This window comes from Companilactobacillus miaonis, from assembly GCF_036913615.1.
In the GTDB taxonomy this organism is placed as follows: Bacteria; Bacillota; Bacilli; order Lactobacillales; family Lactobacillaceae; genus Companilactobacillus.
Genome location: NZ_JAYKTX010000005.1, coordinates 175,482 through 192,977, shown reverse-complemented (window position 1 = coordinate 192,977; position 17,496 = coordinate 175,482). Strand labels below are relative to the sequence as shown.

Annotated in this window: 17 protein-coding genes; 12 read left to right on the top strand and 5 right to left on the bottom strand. The window is 36.7% G+C overall.

What is annotated here, in order from left to right; genetic code table 11:
* The first annotated feature begins 146 nt into the window (after window positions 1-146).
* The 8 genes from U8521_RS05945 to U8521_RS05910 all read left to right on the top strand — a co-directional run bounded on the left by U8521_RS05945 (window position 147) and on the right by U8521_RS05910 (window position 8,655).
* Entirely contained in the window at window positions 147-1,148 is a 1,002-nt protein-coding gene (locus tag U8521_RS05945) for an LCP family protein (RefSeq protein WP_334352164.1), read from the top strand.
* A 288-nt stretch (window positions 1,149-1,436) separates the two neighbouring features.
* Complete coding sequence (locus U8521_RS05940; protein WP_334352163.1) at window positions 1,437-1,994, top strand: hypothetical protein; 558 nt, start codon at window positions 1,437-1,439, stop codon at window positions 1,992-1,994.
* Between the two features lie 261 nt (window positions 1,995-2,255).
* Window positions 2,256-2,840 carry a hypothetical protein gene (locus tag U8521_RS05935; protein ID WP_334352162.1) on the top strand — a complete coding sequence of 195 codons (585 nt, stop codon included), beginning with the start codon at window positions 2,256-2,258 and terminating at the stop codon, window positions 2,838-2,840.
* A 178-nt stretch (window positions 2,841-3,018) separates the two neighbouring features.
* On the top strand, window positions 3,019-4,467 hold the full coding sequence (locus U8521_RS05930; protein WP_334352161.1) for an LCP family glycopolymer transferase: 1,449 nt from the start codon (window positions 3,019-3,021) through the stop codon (window positions 4,465-4,467).
* 135 nt (window positions 4,468-4,602) lie between these two features.
* A complete protein-coding gene (locus U8521_RS05925; RefSeq protein WP_334352160.1) occupies window positions 4,603-6,564 on the top strand; it encodes an SLAP domain-containing protein in 1,962 nt (653 codons plus the stop codon).
* 106 nt (window positions 6,565-6,670) lie between these two features.
* Window positions 6,671-7,975, top strand: coding sequence for a Y-family DNA polymerase (locus U8521_RS05920; RefSeq protein ID WP_334352159.1), 1,305 nt, complete (start codon window positions 6,671-6,673; stop codon window positions 7,973-7,975).
* Window positions 7,968-8,288 carry an acetyl-CoA carboxylase gene (locus U8521_RS05915; RefSeq protein WP_334352158.1) on the top strand — a complete coding sequence of 107 codons (321 nt, stop codon included), beginning with the start codon at window positions 7,968-7,970 and terminating at the stop codon, window positions 8,286-8,288. The genes U8521_RS05920 and U8521_RS05915 overlap by 8 nt, the downstream gene beginning before the upstream one ends.
* Window positions 8,281-8,655: a hypothetical protein gene (locus U8521_RS05910; protein WP_334352157.1), complete on the top strand. Its 375-nt coding sequence runs from the start codon at window positions 8,281-8,283 to the stop codon at window positions 8,653-8,655. Before U8521_RS05915 ends, U8521_RS05910 begins: the two co-directional genes overlap by 8 nt.
* 202 nt (window positions 8,656-8,857) lie before the next feature.
* On the opposite strand, the gene U8521_RS05905 is transcribed toward U8521_RS05910, so the two are convergent.
* The 3 genes from U8521_RS05905 to U8521_RS05895 form a co-directional block, all read right to left on the bottom strand.
* Window positions 8,858-9,664, bottom strand: a complete 807-nt coding sequence (locus U8521_RS05905) for a DUF1828 domain-containing protein (RefSeq protein ID WP_334352156.1) — start codon at window positions 9,662-9,664, stop codon at window positions 8,858-8,860.
* A gap of 15 nt (window positions 9,665-9,679) precedes the next feature.
* Complete coding sequence (locus U8521_RS05900) at window positions 9,680-10,165, bottom strand: DUF6978 family protein (protein ID WP_334352155.1); 486 nt, start codon at window positions 10,163-10,165, stop codon at window positions 9,680-9,682.
* 174 nt (window positions 10,166-10,339) lie between these two features.
* Complete coding sequence (locus U8521_RS05895) at window positions 10,340-10,699, bottom strand: ArsR/SmtB family transcription factor (protein ID WP_334332134.1); 360 nt, start codon at window positions 10,697-10,699, stop codon at window positions 10,340-10,342.
* A 120-nt stretch (window positions 10,700-10,819) separates the two neighbouring features.
* Here U8521_RS05895 and U8521_RS05890 point away from each other — a divergent pair, with 120 nt between their 5' ends.
* The 3 genes from U8521_RS05890 to U8521_RS05880 all read left to right on the top strand — a co-directional run bounded on the left by U8521_RS05890 (window position 10,820) and on the right by U8521_RS05880 (window position 14,550).
* Window positions 10,820-12,733, top strand: coding sequence for a heavy metal translocating P-type ATPase (locus U8521_RS05890; RefSeq protein WP_334352154.1), 1,914 nt, complete (start codon window positions 10,820-10,822; stop codon window positions 12,731-12,733).
* Between the two features lie 216 nt (window positions 12,734-12,949).
* Window positions 12,950-14,092 carry a hypothetical protein gene (locus U8521_RS05885; RefSeq protein ID WP_334352153.1) on the top strand — a complete coding sequence of 381 codons (1,143 nt, stop codon included), beginning with the start codon at window positions 12,950-12,952 and terminating at the stop codon, window positions 14,090-14,092.
* Complete coding sequence (locus U8521_RS05880; protein ID WP_334332137.1) at window positions 14,089-14,550, top strand: hypothetical protein; 462 nt, start codon at window positions 14,089-14,091, stop codon at window positions 14,548-14,550. The genes U8521_RS05885 and U8521_RS05880 overlap by 4 nt, the downstream gene beginning before the upstream one ends.
* A 100-nt stretch (window positions 14,551-14,650) precedes the next feature.
* On the opposite strand, the gene U8521_RS05875 is transcribed toward U8521_RS05880, so the two are convergent.
* Together U8521_RS05875 and U8521_RS05870 are read right to left on the bottom strand one after the other, a co-directional pair.
* A complete protein-coding gene (locus U8521_RS05875; protein WP_334332138.1) occupies window positions 14,651-15,277 on the bottom strand; it encodes a DUF47 domain-containing protein in 627 nt (208 codons plus the stop codon).
* A gap of 13 nt (window positions 15,278-15,290) precedes the next feature.
* Window positions 15,291-16,268 (bottom strand): inorganic phosphate transporter, encoded by a 978-nt coding sequence (locus tag U8521_RS05870; RefSeq protein WP_334332139.1) that lies wholly within the window; start codon window positions 16,266-16,268, stop codon window positions 15,291-15,293.
* Window positions 16,269-17,095: 827 nt separating this feature from the next.
* Between U8521_RS05870 and U8521_RS05865 the strand changes: the two genes are divergently transcribed.
* A complete protein-coding gene (locus U8521_RS05865) occupies window positions 17,096-17,413 on the top strand; it encodes a hypothetical protein (RefSeq protein ID WP_334352152.1) in 318 nt (105 codons plus the stop codon).
* Window positions 17,414-17,496 lie beyond the last annotated feature (83 nt).

Below are 17,496 nucleotides of genomic sequence, written 5' to 3'. Positions count from 1 at the left end.
ACTTTTGCTTTCAAATCAAAACTATATTTAACCATACAAAAAGTGCTCCATAATCATTAGATTTCTTGTCTAACAATTATGAAGCACTTCAGAACGTATTTTTAGCGGTAATTCTATTAATCGTTTTAGGTGGAGCTGCATATGGAATGACACGCTATCGTGGTGTAAAGGATTCTGTAAATAGTTCTTTTAAACCATCTGGCGTAACTAAAGAACGTGATGTAAGTGATGCTTTAAAGAATAAGAAACCTATTTCCATTTTATTAATGGGGACAGATACGGGTGCTTTAGGGCGTGATTATAAAGGTCGTACTGATAGTATGATGGTCATCACTTTAAATCCTAAGAATCAAAAGACAACTGTAACAAGTATTCCTCGTGATACGGCTGTTAATATTCCTGGGTACAAGTCAGTTTCGCCAGCTAAAATTAATGCAGCGTATTCATATGGTCAAACTAAGACTGCAATTAATACTGTTCAAAAACTTTTGAATGTTCCAATTGATTTTTATGCGCTCATTAACATGGGTGGTATGGAAAAGGTTATTAATAAAGTTGGTGGAGTAGATGTTACTCCTACATTGAGTTTTACTTATGAAGGCTATAGTTTCAAAAAGGGCGAAAAGACTCATATGAATGGTAAGAAGGCTTTAGCTTATTCTCGTATGCGTTATGATGATCCAAAGGGTGATTATGGTCGCCAAACTCGTCAAAGAGAAGTTCTTACTTCATTGGTACATAAAAGTACTTCAATCTCCACTTTATTGAATCAAAGTTTCATCAATTCATTATCTGATCAAACACAAACAGATTTAACTTTTGATGAATTGACAACACTTGCTAAAGATTATAACTCCGTAAGAAAGAATACTTCTGAAACACACCTACAAGGTGAAAGTAAGGAAGTTGCTAAACAAAGTATGGAAGTTATGAAGAAATCAGAATTGCAACGTGTTACTGATTTCATTCGTGAGAATCTTGATTTATCTAAAGCCAAGACTGGTACTATTGCATATGATCCATCTACTGAAAGCTCTAAGACAAATCAGACCACTGAAGATATCAATAATATTGGTTCTCAATCTAATTCTAGTTCTTCAAATGGAACTGGTTCTGGTAATAGTGGTTATTCAAATTCTGGATATTAGTTTTTATAATGGCATATCATGTATGGTATGCTTTTTTTATTTTCGGAAAAAATTACGATATTAGCATTATGATAAAAGGTGAAATGATTAATTGTATTCATCAAGGAATGGACTAAGAACGTTGATATATTAACGCTTGTTAAATGATGGTTATTAAGAAAAATCAATGAAATTTTTTTTGAAAAAACTGTGTTTTTCGCTTTCTTCTTTTTTCATTTTTCTGCATAATAAAGGAACGGTAAAACATTTCAGTTTTATCGAATAAAATTTGGAAGAGAGGCGAATTATATGAAATTTAATTCAGCGCCTAAAATTATTTTAAGCTGGGATTTACTTATGTCTATTCGAGAAATTACCATTAACGAAGAACGACCTGATATTTTTGATTTTTTGAAAAAATTGAGAGCTGAAGGTCAGATTTTCTTTTCTTTTGAGGTCTTAAGTTACTTTAAGCAATTTTTGTTGGCGAATGATGGATCTGAATTTGTTAGTTGTCTTTTGAGTGATGCTGAAAATGCGGAGTTGGCTGAGTTTGAAGATTTGGAAGGATTCAACTTTTCTGAGAGTTTCTCTGGGGCTGATGGGTTGGCAATGTCACGTTTTGCGGCTTTTCAAACTTTGAAGGATTTAGAAATGGATCTTGAAAATGGGCTGGTATTTGCGAATGCTGAATTAATTTTTGTAGATTTCGCCGGGGATGATTCAAAGATGATGAAGATTCAGAATGATTTTTGTCTGGGTTATGAAAATTTTGTTCGGCATGCAGGTTTTACTAATCGTTTGAATGTGATTGAGGTTAATGAATTTTGGGACTTTTTGATGAATCGAATTGCTGATACGAATTAGTAATTATTTTTATTATTTTTCAAATGGTTACCGATATTCGAAGTTGTAATAATGATTGATTTGATTAATTATATCTTCAGAATTATGGTTATAATCATTGATTTAACAACGTTTGTAGTGTGATGGGGATTGGTGAAATTTGCTGAAAATGGCTTGAAAAAAATTACTGGAAATTGTTTCTTTTTTCAGAAGTTTTCGGCACAATGATAGTACGATGAAACGGGTTGTTTTGTCGAAATAATATAAATGAGGAAAACATTTATGGAAAATTCTACTAGTACGATGATTATTTTAGATTGGAATTTACTTATGTGTTTACGTGAATATCATGATCAAGAAGAACAAGTTAAATCGATCGATATTTTGAAGGAATTGAATCGTGAAGGTAGGGTCTATTTTTCGGTTGAGGTGCTGGCTTACTTTAGACAATTTATGGAGCAGGCTGATGGTTATGAATTTGTTAGTGATTTCTTAGATGGTGATGAGCTTCAGGAATTAGATGATTTTGAAGGGCTTGAGAATCTGGATTTTGAGAAGCGTTTTGAGAATCACAATGACATTTCGATGTTGGTTTACTCGACTTTTCAAACGTTGGCGGATTTGGAATTGGATATCCGTGGGGGTCTGTTGGATGAACATGTTAAGCTATTGTACGTCGATTGTGCTGAGCAATGGCTAGATGAAGGAAAGCTTGAAATGGCGGAGGCGATTCGTTCGAGGTTCTTTTTGGAATTTGGTAAATGTGCGCGTGAATTGGATTTTGCTGTCGATGCTGGTACGATTAGTGCGGAAGGATTTGCGGAGTTTTTAGGAATGTATTACTGGAATAGTGAAGATGAAATATAAGTGTTTGGTTCTCAGTTAAAATGAATATGGTTAATGTGATGAGGCATACTTTCTTAAGTATGTTTTTTATTTTGCCCAATCGCCGTAAACCCCTTGGTAAATATGATAAAATTTAGGTATTAAGGTAAAAATATATTTTTGAAAATGATTTTTGGTTGTTTCAAAGAGGGGAATACAAATGCACAACAGACACAGAAAACATACGATTAGAAATGTCTTTTTGATTATTTTAGCTTTTCTAGTTTTGGGGACGGCTGCCTATTCAATGACGCATTATCGTAGTGTTAAGGCTGCTATTAACAGTTCGTTTGCGCCTTCGGGCGTGAATAAGGATAGAAATACTAGTTCTATCTTGGAAAAAAAGACCCCGGTTTCGATCTTGTTGATGGGTACACAAGATGATAAATCGGGTCGAAATTATTCTGGTAAGACGGATTCAATGATGGTCGTGACGATCAATCCGGAATCTCGCAAGACTTCAATCGTCAATATCGACAGTGACACTAGTATCGTGGTTCCGGGCTTTGAAGATAAGTCACCGGCGACGATTGGCACGGCTTATTCATTCGGTTCGGCGAAGACGGCGATTACTTCGGTGGAAAAATTGTTGAATGTGCCGATTGACTTTTATGCAGTCGTCAACATGAATGGTTTGGATCAAGTAATTGACTCTATGAACGGAATCGATATCACGCCATCTAGTTCGTTCAAGTATCAAGGATACACGTTCACCAAAGGTAAGCGGGTGCATATGGACAGTCAAAAGGCACTGGCTTATAGCAGGCGTGATAAGGATTCAGCAGTTCACCAGTTTGAAATTTTGTCCGCCATCTTGCGTCATGGGGATTCACTGGTTTCCTTGATGAATCAGGATTTCTACAACTCTTTGGCCAAACAAACACAAACTGATCTGACGTTTGATGATTTCCGCGCGTTGACGAAGAATTTCATCGACAATGACAATCAAATTTCTAAGATGCAACTAAAAGGCAAGACTGCGACGGTTGCTAAGCAAAAAATGGAGATCGTCGATAAATCTGACTTACAAGATGTGACTGATTTTCTACGTAACAGTTTGAATTTGCGGGAAAAGAAGACTGGTTCGATTGCCTACAAGTCTGGCGAAGAGATCAAGTCTACTAAGAAGACGAAGAAAAAGAAATCGAAGAAGAAGTCTGATAAGAAGAAATCCGAGAAAAAGGACGAGACTGATACAACTGATACGACCGCTGATAGTAACGACACGACGGCCACGGATAACACGACTAACAATTCAACTAATACAACTGCAGGAACTAATAGTAACAGTGGTACTACTTCTGCTAATAGTGGTACAACTAGTTCCAATTCTAATTCTTATTCTGGTAGTTCAAGTGGCTCAACAGGTTCAACTTGGAGACCATCAAATTCTGGTTCGAACTCTTCATATACTGGCAACTCTGGTAGTGGTTCTTCTTCAAATAACTACTACGGTGGCGGCTCTTCCAGTGGTTCGAGTTCATCGACTGGCAGCAATAGTGGCAGTGGAGCAGGTTCCTCAACTGAAACTGGTGGCGAAACTTCTGAAGGTACTTCCTCTGGTGAAGAATCTGGTTCCATCGGTAATGGTTACGATTATAGTGAATAAATTTTGGCTTTCTGACTTTGGTCGGAAGGCTTTTTTTGTTGCCAAGACGAAGGGTACAATACAATTCTAATTATCATCTACATATTAATGAGGGTATTAAGATTGACCGTGAAGATGATGAAAGGATGATAAATTGTGCTATTGAATAAAAAGTGTCTATATTTAGGAGTAACCTTATTTTCCGCAATGATTCTAACCACATTGCCCACGCAAAATGTGAAAGCTGATACGACTAGCAGTGGGAGTTCAACAGAAACGACTGCGCCTACTAGTTCTACGGCAACCACGTCGACAACAGGGACGAATAGTAATACAACCACAGGAACAGCCTCAACTGCTACACCGACAACAGGAACAAATACTAATACCACTACTGGGACCAATACAAGTACTACAACTACGCCAACCACAAGTACGACTTCAACTGGTACTAATACAAATAGTGCCACTCAACCAGTAACGAATACTACGCCTACAACGACTGCAAACGATACGCCAGTTACTATCACTGATCCAACCCTAGAAGCTATGGTCAAAAATAGTTTGGGCTTAACCAGCAGCCAAGCTATCACGCAAGGAGATTTCGCAAACTACGGTAGTAACGGTCAAACTGAATTCGACTTGTTGGAAACAGAATACTTAGATCAAACCGATCCATCAATCACCGACCAACAAGATACACCAATTGAGAGTCTCTCTGGTTTGCAAGCACTCACTTACATTCCAAAGGACATTCCTATCAATATCCAATTGAAATTGGCTTCTGATGCCAACGCCAATCCTGATTTGACGCCACTCGATAATGTGCCTTTACACAGTTTGAGTTTGGAAGGTAATTTCAGTGATCCTAGTGCTAAAGAAATTTCTACTTCACAATTAACTAATTTGGATATTTCAAATGCGTATAACGTTGAATTGACAGGGGACTCATCACTTCCAACTAATGCCGGAATATCACAATCAGAATTAACCACAATTGCTCCTTGGTTAGTAAAATTTGCCAATAATGGTAATTCTTACAACGCTATAACGCTAAATAATGGTTCGATTTCTGATTTAACGCCATTATCTGGTATCAATCGTGACCGTTATGTTGCCGTGATGATCAATAATAATCAGGTCACAAGTACTTCACCGGTTTATGCTACAACTGATGATCCATCTGGTTTGACCTTTACAGCTGAACCATTGAAGGGCCTTGATGGTGATGATTTGTCATCCCAATATCACTTCACACCTACTGTCGATACACCAGTTGATGATGATCTGGTGCATGTCAGTGGTGATACTTACAACATCGCTAATCCAAATGAAAATGCGACGACTTTGACTTATGGTGTGATTGGTAACGCCAATAGTACCAATACTGATGCAGCGATTGTGAAAAATTATGGCGATTCAACTTTGAGTTATTCTGGCACGATTTCTCAACCTTTAATCTGGAAGAACGCTACAGATACTAGCCAAAATGTTTCAGGTGGAACATCGACTACAACTGCCGCAACGGTTAATACCAAGCCAACTATTACCACTGAACAAGTTTCACAAGGTATCGTCAGAACGCATAATCAAGTTACCCAATTGGTCAACTCACTCGGTCAAAGGATTCCAGCCGAATTGGCTCCAAATACAGCTTGGTATTATAACAAGATCGTTTCTATCAACGGTCAAAATTATTATCAAGTAGCTACTGATGAATATTTACCCGTTGCAAATTCGTTCGTCTTCACACCAGAAACAAGCAAGACAGTGATCGATACGAGTAGCGTGACACCAATTTATAATTCTGAAGGACAAAAAGTTGATGCTAGCCTTTCAGCACACACGAATTGGTTGACGGACGGAGTTTCGACTATCAACGGTGTCAAGATGTATCGGGTCGCCACTGACGAATGGGTGCCTGTAAATTCGGTCAGTTTGGAAAATACTTATCCGACAGTTTACAAGACTACTTCGCAAACCCCACTTTATTCAGCTACTGGTAAGTTGTTGCCATATAGTCTGAAAGCAAACACGGCTTGGAAGGTTGATGAAAAAGTTGTCATTGGTGGTGTGACCTATTATAGGGTCGCTACTGATGAATTCGTCAAAGCATAATTTTGTAGTTAGCGTATCTTTTAAAGGTGCGCTTTTTTTGTTCTTGAAAATTAGAACGTATGTTCGTATAATGAAGACATAAGCAAAAAAGAGGGTGGGTGAATCGATGAATTACGACTATTCAAATGAGCCACGTGGGGTGTACTTTTTGATTGATAATAAATCATTTTATGCCAGTGTTGAGGCGACTTTGCGTGGTTTGAATCCTCTGAAAGTTATTTTGGTGGTAATGAGTGAGCAAGAGAATACTAATGGTGGTCTGATTTTAGCGACTTCACCGATGGCTAAGAAATTGTTCCACTTGAAGGCTAATGTTTCTCGACAACGTGATTTACCACAGGATCCACGTCTGATCGTAGTTCCGCCACGAATGAATCTCTATATTAAACGTAATTTACAAATAAACAGTATTTTCCACGAGTTTGCGGCTGAAAGTGATGTGTGGCCGTATTCGATTGATGAGTCGATTCTTGATATGACTAAATCTTGGCAGTTGTTCGGAGACTCACCAAGAGAAGTTGCCCGCTTGATTCAACGTACCGTTCGCAAACGTTTGGGACTGTACACCACGGTAGGTATTGGGGATAATCCAGTTCAAGCCAAAATTGCTTTGGACATTTACGCCAAGCACGATCCGGAGTTGATGGGCGAGATTCATTACAGTACGGTACGGGAGAAAATTTGGTCGATCCAGGATCTGACGGCTGTCTGGAGTATCGCCAAACGAACGGCTAAGCGTCTGAATGGGTTAGGAATCCACAATATGTATGAGTTAGCGCACACTAATCCGTTTTACTTATCGGAGAAATTAGGTTTGATTGGCCAACAATTATTCGCTATCGCTTGGGGTGTTGACCGCACCAAACTCGATGAGGATATCACGCCTAAAAACCACAGCTTAGGCAACTCTCAGGTTCTACCGCGAGATTACGTTTTTCAAAGTGAGATTGAGACGGTTATTAAAGAGATGGGGCAACAAGTTGCTTCTCGGTTACGTCATCACCACAAATTAGCCGGCAGTCTCTCTTTAGGTGTCGGATTTTCTTTCAAAGATAGTGAAAACGGCATGAGTGGTTTCAACGTCGCCAGCAATTTACCACCGACTGACAACGATAGAGAAATTTGTCGAGTCTTATTGACGATGTTTCGAACTCATTGGCAGGGACAGACGGTCAGAAATTTAGCGATTTATTCGTCTAAATTAACTGATAAAACATTTCAACAGCTAGATTTCTTTGATTCAATCGCACAACAATGTCAAAAAGAGGATTGTCTGAATGTCATCGACCAAATCCGCTCTAGATATGGTTTTAACTCGATTGTTTACGCCAATAGTCTCTTAAAAGGCGGCACGGCGATCAATCGTTCGACTTTAGTTGGTGGTCACAACGGTGGCAATGCCTATGAATGATGATTTAAAAATCATCTTGGAACGGATCGAATTAAACTTCAAACGTCGTCCACAAACCGAGTACTATTTGCAAGTTGTCAACGATACTTACGACCGTACCTACAATTTTTTTATCAATATCCAACCAAAAAATAAACGTCGTCATTCGATTCCCTTACACACAATAAATAATTATAAATTATCATATTTAGAAAAAATAATTTCTAAAATATTATCAAAATATCATTTTACAATCATGTATGATGGTTTCACCGGTCTGAAATGGCCTTACAAGCAAGAATTGATTCAAAGAAGGAGACATTTCGATGAATAAAAACGCAACTGATTCCCAAACAGTCCAAATATTTTTTGACCGTTATTACCACGACCGTGGCAAAATGAAATGGCAAGGCTTCTACTTGTCCGATCACACGGCTGCCTTGAAAAAAGCTGATAAAAAACTCAAGCATGAAAATAATTTACGTCCTAAGCAGACGATTGAAGAAATTACCAAATTGTTGATGCAATCATATTCATACAACCAAATCGTCAAGGTACAATTGAATACTTTTGATGCCAATCACCAGGTGGCTGACGATTTAGTAGGTGAAGTAGTTGGGCACGATGAGAATAAATTTTATCTTGATAATCAAAAGACCTTTCATTTAAGTGAGGTACGGAATGTTTCAGTGTTGGTTTAATATTTTTACTTTTGATAACATGCTTGCTATCATCATGGAAAATGAGGTGTGAAAATGACTGTGGATAATTTAGCTAAATTACTAAATCGAAATAACTTGAAACGTAGTGAAGTGTTTGAAAGTAATGTGTTTTCTGAATTGAGTATTTGTAATTATTGTAAAAAAGATCACACTAACTGAATCTGTTAGCGTGATCTTTTTATCAAGCAATAATTTCAAAGTTTTTCTTAAAATCTGCTTTATTTTCAAAAGAAATGACATTTATATTGTGTTGAATCAAATTTTCTTTAAACCGTTCAGATTTAAAATCCATACTTTGAACAATAATATTGAAAGATGTATTGTTGCCAATATTTTGATTACGATAATTTTCTGTATCTAACCAAATGCCCATAATCATTTCAGTAGTGGTTTTATTTAAAGTAGTATAAAGCTTTGCCCATTTGCTTATCTTTAATTGAGGCCTAAAAACAAAATCTAAATCGTAGATAAGATTTGATTTTCCCTTAACGGAAAGTCCTAAGTCAACACTAAATTTTTCCTTATTTTGCGCAATATATTCTAATACATCATCTTTAAAGATGCTTCTAGTATTATTTCTATTACTATAAGCTAAGTCGGATACTTTAATTACACTGTCAAGTACATCATTAATTGCCTGTGCAATACTTTCACGAGATGAAACAGTTTTATATATATCAAAGGTATTGTTTGATTTTGTTTGATTCATATTCAAAATATTCTTTATTAAGTTTAATCTTGTGGATCCCTTTTTTGTTATGTTTATTCCCCGTGATTCGAGATTCCATATTGTGTATCCTTGATCAGAGATAGTATATGTCGAATCAAAATTTGAAACTATAAGTAATGATATTTCATCACTAAACGGATCGATGAAAGGAGTATTAAATCTAATTTTCTGACCGTCTAAAGGAATGAATCTAGATTGATCTTTTATAGATTGTAACCATTCATTAGCTATTCTTGTGGAATCAAAATTATCTGACATTTACTAGACCTCCTCTCAAAGCTCTATGTTTAAAATATTATTTTTTTCAAAAGTAATACTTCTATGATCTTTAACGTTAGTATAGTTAAAAATGTCTTCCAATGCATCAAAAAAGTCATTACTATTTCTAAAATTCTTGTATGGCAATGAATAAGCTTTTATTTGGGTAACACCATCATTTTTAGCTATAAATTCATCTTTAGAAAAAATTTCAACTCTGTTTCCCCAAATAACGCCATCGGAATTTTTATGGAATTTACTGTCTAAATTTATTCGAACTAAAGTGTGATTTGTGACAGCATCATAAAAATTTAAGTGAATATTGTCTATCGCATACATAAAGGACAGAAAAAAATAATGATCATTTCCATTAAGTTTACCTACGATTTTTATCTTGCCTCTAAGACCTTCATTTAAAATAAATTTTTGCTTTGTAAGAGTTAATTTTAATAAGTCTATCAATTTTTGAGCTTCTTCGTCAGTTAATTTTAAAGTATCCATTAATTGTTCATCTCATTTTTTATTTATAAATGAAAAAATATAAGGATTCTGTGTTCAAAAAAAGTATACCAAAGAAAATAGGGTGAGCGTACGGTTACAAGTATGAAATTAATAAAAAAAGAACTCCTTAATAATTGTTAATTAAAATAATTTCAATCATTAAGGAGTCCTTTTTTAGTAGTCATTATCGTCTTCAATAATGTGCTCTTTAGTCTGGTTAAAAATAGTAATAATATGTTGGTCACTCAAACGATAGTGGATATTGCGGCCGCGTCTGGCGTTAGAAACGAGATTTAATTGTTTCAAAACACTGAGTTGGTGGGAAATCGATGACTGGCTCATCCCTAGAGTGTCAGCAATTTCACCCACGCTCAAAGGAGTTTGTGCTAGAGCCAAAATAATTTTCACTCTTGTCATATCACCGAAGGCTTTAAATACGTTGACCATAGCTTCTAGGTCTTTATCGTTTGGCAATTCTTGTGTTAAATGCTGTAATGCTTTTTGATGCTCAGCTTCAAAATTTTCTTCTGACATTTATTGATCCTCTTATTGAAATTGGTTGCATTCTGATACTTCATTATATTATAATTCATATATGAATGAATGCTCATATATTCAAATGAGCATGTAAACTCTTTCAAGGAGGACGAAATAATGAAATCTTACGATGTCCAAACTGATTTAAAAACTAAAAAAACTACTAAAAAATTTAAAAATGAGCTCTCCAATGAAACTAAAGGGACGATTATTCGATTGTTGATTTCCTTTATTTTATTGTTGCTCGGTTCAGGAGAATGGTTTGCTCCAAGTATCAGTGTCACCATGTTGGTGATTGCTTACTTAGTTATCGGGGCCAGAATCGTTTTCCAGGCTGTCAAAAATATTTTGCATGGCGAGATTTTCGACGAGAATTTCTTGATGAGTATTGCCACTATCGGGGCTATCATTCTCAAGCAGTATCCCGAGGCGATTGCGGTCATGTTGTTCTACGAGTTGGGCAACGCCTTCGAGGATATTGCCGTCAACAAGTCCAAACGCTCGATTTCCGCTTTGATGGAAGTGAAGCCGACGACTGCCACGTTAGTTCTGGGGCAACAAAATAAGGTCGTTGATCCTAACGTCGTTCAAATTGGTGAAGAAATTCTCGTTAAACCGGGTGAAAAGATTCCCCTTGATGGGACGGTTGTCTTAGGAAATTCTGCAGTTGACACTTCTGCGCTAACGGGTGAGTCGATGCCGCAAACTTTACGAGTTGGGGATGTGGCCTTGAGTGGTTCGATCAACCAAACTGGAACTTTGCGAATCAAGGTCACGAAGGAATACAACGATTCAACGGTCGCTAAGATTTTAGATTTGGTTGAGAATGCCAGCAGTAAGAAGGCTGACACAGAAAAATTTATAACGAAGTTTGCTAAAATTTATACTCCAATCGTAGTCGTTTTGGCAGTCGCTTTAGCAATTATTCCCTCACTTTTGACGGGTGATTGGAATACTTGGATTTACCGGGCATTAGTTTTCCTAGTAATTTCTTGTCCTTGTGCTTTGGTCATCTCGGTGCCACTCAGCTTCTTCGGCGGAATCGGGGCAGCTTCCAAGCAAGGAATCTTGGTCAAGGGGAGTAACTACTTAGAAGCCTTGAATTCGGTCGACACGGTAGCTTTTGACAAGACAGGAACGCTGACAAAAGGGCAGTTCTCAGTCATTGAAACGAATCCGGTCGGTGTATCAAGTGATAAATTACTCCAAATCGCAGCCAGTGTTGAAAAAAATTCGACGCATCCGATTGCCAGCTCGATTCAAAAGGCTTTCCACGGAAAACTGCTGCAAATCGCCAATGCCAAGGAACAAGCTGGTCACGGATTGACTGCTCACTTGGACGGGCAAGAGGTTATTGTCGGCAATCTTAAGGCTATGCAACAAGCACAAATTTCTGTAAAAGAGCCACAAACTGTTGGGACAGTAGTCTATGTTGCCTTAGCGGGTCAATTTTTAGGTAGTATCGTGATTGCGGATGTGGAAAAAGCTGATGCGAAAAAAGCTATCCAGTTATTGAACAATCGTGGTATTCACAACAATGTCATGTTAACTGGGGATAACGAAATTGTCGGGAAGGCGATGGCCAACAAATTAGGCATGAGTAACGTATTTTCCGGTCTTTTACCAGAGAATAAAGTCGAAATTGTGCAAGACTTGTTGAAAACTTCTCATCAAAAGAATAAAAAGGTTGCTTTCGTTGGTGACGGGATCAATGACACACCAGTTTTGACCACAGCTGATATCGGGTTTGCCATGGGTGGCTTAGGATCAGACGCCGCTGTTGAAGCAGCCGATATTGTCATCATGGGGGATGAACCTTCCAAAGTTTCTAAAGCTTTAAAGATTGCCAAAAAGACCCGCCGGATCGTGATTGAAAACATCTCGTTTGCTTTGATCGTGAAGATTTTATTCCTATTGTTAGGAGCTTTTGGTTTGGTCGATATGTGGCAAGCTGTGTTCGCTGACGTGGGTGTGACAATCATCGCAGTTTTGAATGCCATCAGATTACAGTTGATTAATTTTGATAACTAAGAAACCATTTTGGTTTCTTTTTTTTTGGACAATTTTGTTGAGGCAATCCAATTAAGATAACTCTTTTTGATTTTTATTAAATTTGAGTTCTTATTGATCTTATAAATGCTGATAATATAGGTATTAATCCAATGATTGTAACAATACAATTTCATTGTAACAACAATATGTTACAATGAAATCATATTGTTACAATCGAAAAGACAGGAAGTAAAAATGGATACTTGGATAGAAAAATTAAGAAGTATAAAAATACAATATGGCTTTCCATTGGATAAAATAACTCCTATAACACTCAATATTCCAAAGTTGACAATATCAGATAAAAAACGTTTCAGCTTTTTTTACGGATTTATTTATAATGAGAAAATCTTATTGGTTACGGTTGATGATATGAACATGAGTAGAGTAATGAAACTTAAATTCAATATAGAGTCGGCTCTTAATAAGAATCAGTTAGTGATTTTTGTTTTTTCTCAGCTTAATAATAAAGATAGAAAGAGAGTATTGTCGAATGGAATTTCTTTTATAACACTTGAGGGCGAAAGTTTTATACCTAATTTGAACGTTAATCTTCATCCAATAACTTTAATTGATGAAAGCATTAATATGACATTAAGTACTATGGGGCAAAGACTTTTTATGTTTATAGTTTCTGATATGCTTAGTTTTGAAAAAAGAGGAATAAGCATTGTTTCAAATGGCAATGAATCACTATTCTCTTGTGTTGTTGGAGGAATGTATCGTTTTAAAGGTGGGGCTAAATTTATTAATTCCATAGGGAAAAAATTAGGAATTAAAAATCGTACGAGTTTTAACAGAGCTATTAAGGATTTAATACAGCACAATGTTTTAAAAACTCGAGGAGAAACTAAAGAAAAGGAATATATTGTAACATTTAATAGTCGGAAACTTTTTATGGCTAATCAAGATCTTTTACAGAGACCAATTAAAGAAAAAGATATTATTGTGCCCCGTAATGAAAATATTGTTCCATATATAAAGGATTCTCTTTTGAGTAGTGATTCCGCTTTAAGTAAGAACAGCATGATTTCTTACGATGGGCCAGATATTTATGTTGCAGGTTCTGCAATTATTCAAGATATATCAGAGAATTTTAAGTCGGGTATAAGAGTAGTGAACGATAGAAATGTTTTAAACTATGCTGATAGTGGGCACGTTATTTTTCAAGAAGAGAAATATGAATTAAAAATATTCAGTGAGATGTTAATTAAATTTTTAGATTTTTCACAGAATTCAGTTGATCCGTTACATTTATTTTTATTATTTAAAAATTCCCAAGATGATCGTATTTTGTCAGAAATTGATTATCTGTTAGAGAGGGTTTGGAGCTCATGAAATATGATGCATTCACAGAAGCATTTAAAGATTATACTGATTACTATTGCATTATTGGTGGAAATGCTGCGACTATACTACTAAATGAAGATTTGTATGAGGATACTAACTTTAGATTTAGAAGAACCAAAGACTATGATATGGTTATAATCTCGGAACTTAAAAATACTGGATTTTCAAAGCATTTTCTAAAATTTCTTAATGCTCACAATTATTGGGATAGTGGAAGTGGTACTGATAAGAAAACGGGTTCTCATTATTATAGGTTTAGGACGGAAGAGGAAAATGTTCCAGAAATGATTGAAACTTTCTCACATCCGGATTTGAAATATCCATTAAAATTAAAAAATCATAAAACTCCTGTTCCTGGAGGTGATGATCCGAGTCTGTCGGCTATTTTATTGGATAAGGATTATTATGATTTGTTGAAAGGTGACGTTCAAACAAATTCCATATGATGTTAGACCACAAAAAGAAGATGTTTTAAGCGTTTTACAATCATTAATTTAAAAATAAAAAGCTATCCTAATTGGAAAACACCAATCAAGATAGCTTTTTTTAACTGTTCTTAATAACCAAACCGGTGATAACATCGGCACAATCTTCGCAAGCGTCGAGGACTCTTTCAAAACCGCCATAGACTTTTTGCCAGCGGATGACGTCGATAGGATCGATGTCTTTTTCTCTAAAGAGGATGCTCAATTGTTTGGTGTAAAGGGTGTCGCCAAGGGATTCGATGTGGTTAGCTTGGTCGACGTTTTTGGATAGAGATTTGGAATTCTTGAAGTGTGAGAATTCACGGACGGAATATTGAACTGCTTCGACGGCTTCAACGATTAGATCCATGAATTCGTCAGTTCCCGGTCGCATTTCTTTTAAATCCAAATAGTGGAATTCATAAGTTAAACCATTGATGCCATCGATAATATTGTCTAGTTTGTCGACTAATTGAACGATGTCTTCCCGGTCGATTGGGGTGATGAAGGCGATGTAAAGCTCGTGCATGATTTCTTTAACGTCGTCGTCACCGTCAGTCTCAATTTTGTTGATAACTTTACTTTGTTCGAGTAGTTTCTCAGTGTCAAAATCTTTGATGATTTCATTTAATAAGTTACTGGATTTCAGGGCGTCGTCTGCTAGATGTTCCATTGCCCCAAAAAAATCGAATTTCTTTTTACGTGCCATAATAATTTTCCCCCTAGAATATTGCCATGAATAGTTTTGCCATGAAGTAGGCGATCAGTCCACAACCTGGGAAAGTCAAAACCCAAGCTAGCACCATATCGCGCACGACTGACCAATCTACTGAGGAAAGTCGTTTGGCAGCGCCTGCTCCCATGATTGCGGTTGTTTTGGTATGGGTCGTTGAAACGGGAATTCCAAATAATGAGGAAAAAAATAGCGTGATGGCTGCACTCAAATCTGCGGAAAATCCCTGATATTTTTCCAACTTAACCATGTCCATCCCGACTGACTTGATGATGCGCATGCCGCCGACAGACGTACCGACTCCCATCGTGACTGAACACAGCACCATGACCCAGATAGGAATCGTGAAGCCGCCGTCAGTTTTGCCAACGAGTCCGTTGTAATAAAGTGTCAACATGAACACGCCCATGAACTTCTGTCCGTCCTGTGCCCCGTGGAGAAACGCCATCGCCATAGCACTGATAGCCTGTCCAAAGGTGAAAATTTTATTAGCGGTAATACGATTTACATACTGGAAAATTAAAATAATTATCTTGGTTATTATGTAACCGCCACCGAGTCCAAAAACCGTGGAAACGACCAAGCCGATGATAACCTTCCACCATTCGCCCGCATTGACAGCACCGAGGCCTCCTAAAGCCATGGCAGCACCGGTCAACCCAGCAATCAAAGCGTGAGATTCACTAGTTGGAATTCCGAACCACCATGCGGCAACAGCCCAAGTCACGATAGCGAAAAGTGAGGCTGCCAAAGCAATCTGACTAGCGTTACCGGATCCGTCAAAACTAACGATATTACTGATAGTTTCGGCAACCTGAGCGTTGAACATGGTCATCACCAGAGCCCCCAAAAAGTTCATCACGACGGCAATATAAATTGCAATATTCGGTCGCAAAACTCGAGTCGAAACCGCAGTCGCGATGGCATTGGGTGCATCAGTCCAACCATTGACAAAGACGACCGCCATAACTAGCACAATCGTCACAATCAAAGCAATATTCAAAATGACACCTTCTTTTTATTCATAAATTAAAATCCTTATAAGATTATGATAGCGTATTCACAAGGTTGTGTCTGTAATAAATTTTAAAATATTGTTTTTGGGGAAATGATAATTTTTTGTGTTGGTTCCTTAGTTAGGGTAGTGGTATGTTCACGTCTTCCGCTCGGCGCTGTATGGTCTGGAACGCTGTGGACGCAACTTGAAGCCATTTTCAAACCCGGAAAATGTCTTCAAGATTGGTCTTCTTGTAAATGCTAAAGCATTAACAAGAATATCACGGCTGAGACCATACAGCGCTGTCGCTCCAGACTGGATTGGTATCCTACTGTTTTTTTGGATAGATATTATAATGGGGGATGCTTGATAGTAGTAATTATTAATTCAATAAATATGTGATAGAAAATTTATAGTTTTATTTTTTTCATTTCTTTCATCGTCACACGAACTTGTGTTCTGGTATACTTATATCATATTAAGGATGGATCATTTAGAATCTATGTTTAATTTGAATATCAGTATTGGCCGAGCAGTTTGTAACTATTTAATTAGTACAGATAAATGAATTTACTGTTGTGTAGAATTAGGCTGCCAATAAAAATAATTCGAGAATTTTTTGGAAAACCATGAAAACTCAAGTGAATATTTGCTTTACAAGCAGGTAAATTGATTTTGGCTAAGTCAAATGCAATGAGTGATCATTGTTTTCAAGACATTTATAGGTGGCGTGTTGCTCTATAGGAACTATCCATAAAGAAATCAATATAGTATTCAAAGAAAGGGGGTGTACAAAAATGGGATTAAAGATAACTGGAATAGATGAGTTTTCCGAAAAATTAAATTCTTTGTCAAAGAACGCCGAAAGATTAGATGGTACCCACAAGGTAGAGTTCAAGGATTTATTTAATGATTCTTTTATGATTGGAAACACAAAGTATAAAACAATGAATGATTTTTTTGATGCAGTTGGAGTAACAGACGCTGATAGTTTCAAAGAACTACCTGATGAAATTTTAGATGCACATGTATCTAAGAATACTAAATTTTCTAACTGGCAAGAAATGCAAATAGCTGCATCAAAGGAATATACATTAAGTAAACTTGGATTTTAAGTTTTTAGAAGTATATGTCAAATGTTTATTGGCATATGCTTTTTTATTTTTAACAATGATAAAAAGGCAGATTAGACTCAGAA

Coding starts and splice junctions, on each gene's coding strand:
- U8521_RS05945 (WP_334352164.1), top strand. CDS start 147: ATGACACGCTATCGTGGTGTAAAGGATTCTGTAAATAGTTCTTTTAAA.
- U8521_RS05940 (WP_334352163.1), top strand. CDS start 1,437: ATGAAATTTAATTCAGCGCCTAAAATTATTTTAAGCTGGGATTTACTT.
- U8521_RS05935 (WP_334352162.1), top strand. CDS start 2,256: ATGGAAAATTCTACTAGTACGATGATTATTTTAGATTGGAATTTACTT.
- U8521_RS05930 (WP_334352161.1), top strand. CDS start 3,019: ATGCACAACAGACACAGAAAACATACGATTAGAAATGTCTTTTTGATT.
- U8521_RS05920 (WP_334352159.1), top strand. CDS start 6,671: ATGAATTACGACTATTCAAATGAGCCACGTGGGGTGTACTTTTTGATT.
- U8521_RS05915 (WP_334352158.1), top strand. CDS start 7,968: ATGAATGATGATTTAAAAATCATCTTGGAACGGATCGAATTAAACTTC.
- U8521_RS05910 (WP_334352157.1), top strand. CDS start 8,281: ATGAATAAAAACGCAACTGATTCCCAAACAGTCCAAATATTTTTTGAC.
- U8521_RS05905 (WP_334352156.1), bottom strand. CDS start 9,664: ATGTCAGATAATTTTGATTCCACAAGAATAGCTAATGAATGGTTACAA.
- U8521_RS05900 (WP_334352155.1), bottom strand. CDS start 10,165: ATGGATACTTTAAAATTAACTGACGAAGAAGCTCAAAAATTGATAGAC.
- U8521_RS05895 (WP_334332134.1), bottom strand. CDS start 10,699: ATGTCAGAAGAAAATTTTGAAGCTGAGCATCAAAAAGCATTACAGCAT.
- U8521_RS05890 (WP_334352154.1), top strand. CDS start 10,820: ATGAAATCTTACGATGTCCAAACTGATTTAAAAACTAAAAAAACTACT.
- U8521_RS05885 (WP_334352153.1), top strand. CDS start 12,950: ATGGATACTTGGATAGAAAAATTAAGAAGTATAAAAATACAATATGGC.
- U8521_RS05880 (WP_334332137.1), top strand. CDS start 14,089: ATGAAATATGATGCATTCACAGAAGCATTTAAAGATTATACTGATTAC.
- U8521_RS05875 (WP_334332138.1), bottom strand. CDS start 15,277: ATGGCACGTAAAAAGAAATTCGATTTTTTTGGGGCAATGGAACATCTA.
- U8521_RS05870 (WP_334332139.1), bottom strand. CDS start 16,268: ATGGCGGTCGTCTTTGTCAATGGTTGGACTGATGCACCCAATGCCATC.
- U8521_RS05865 (WP_334352152.1), top strand. CDS start 17,096: ATGGGATTAAAGATAACTGGAATAGATGAGTTTTCCGAAAAATTAAAT.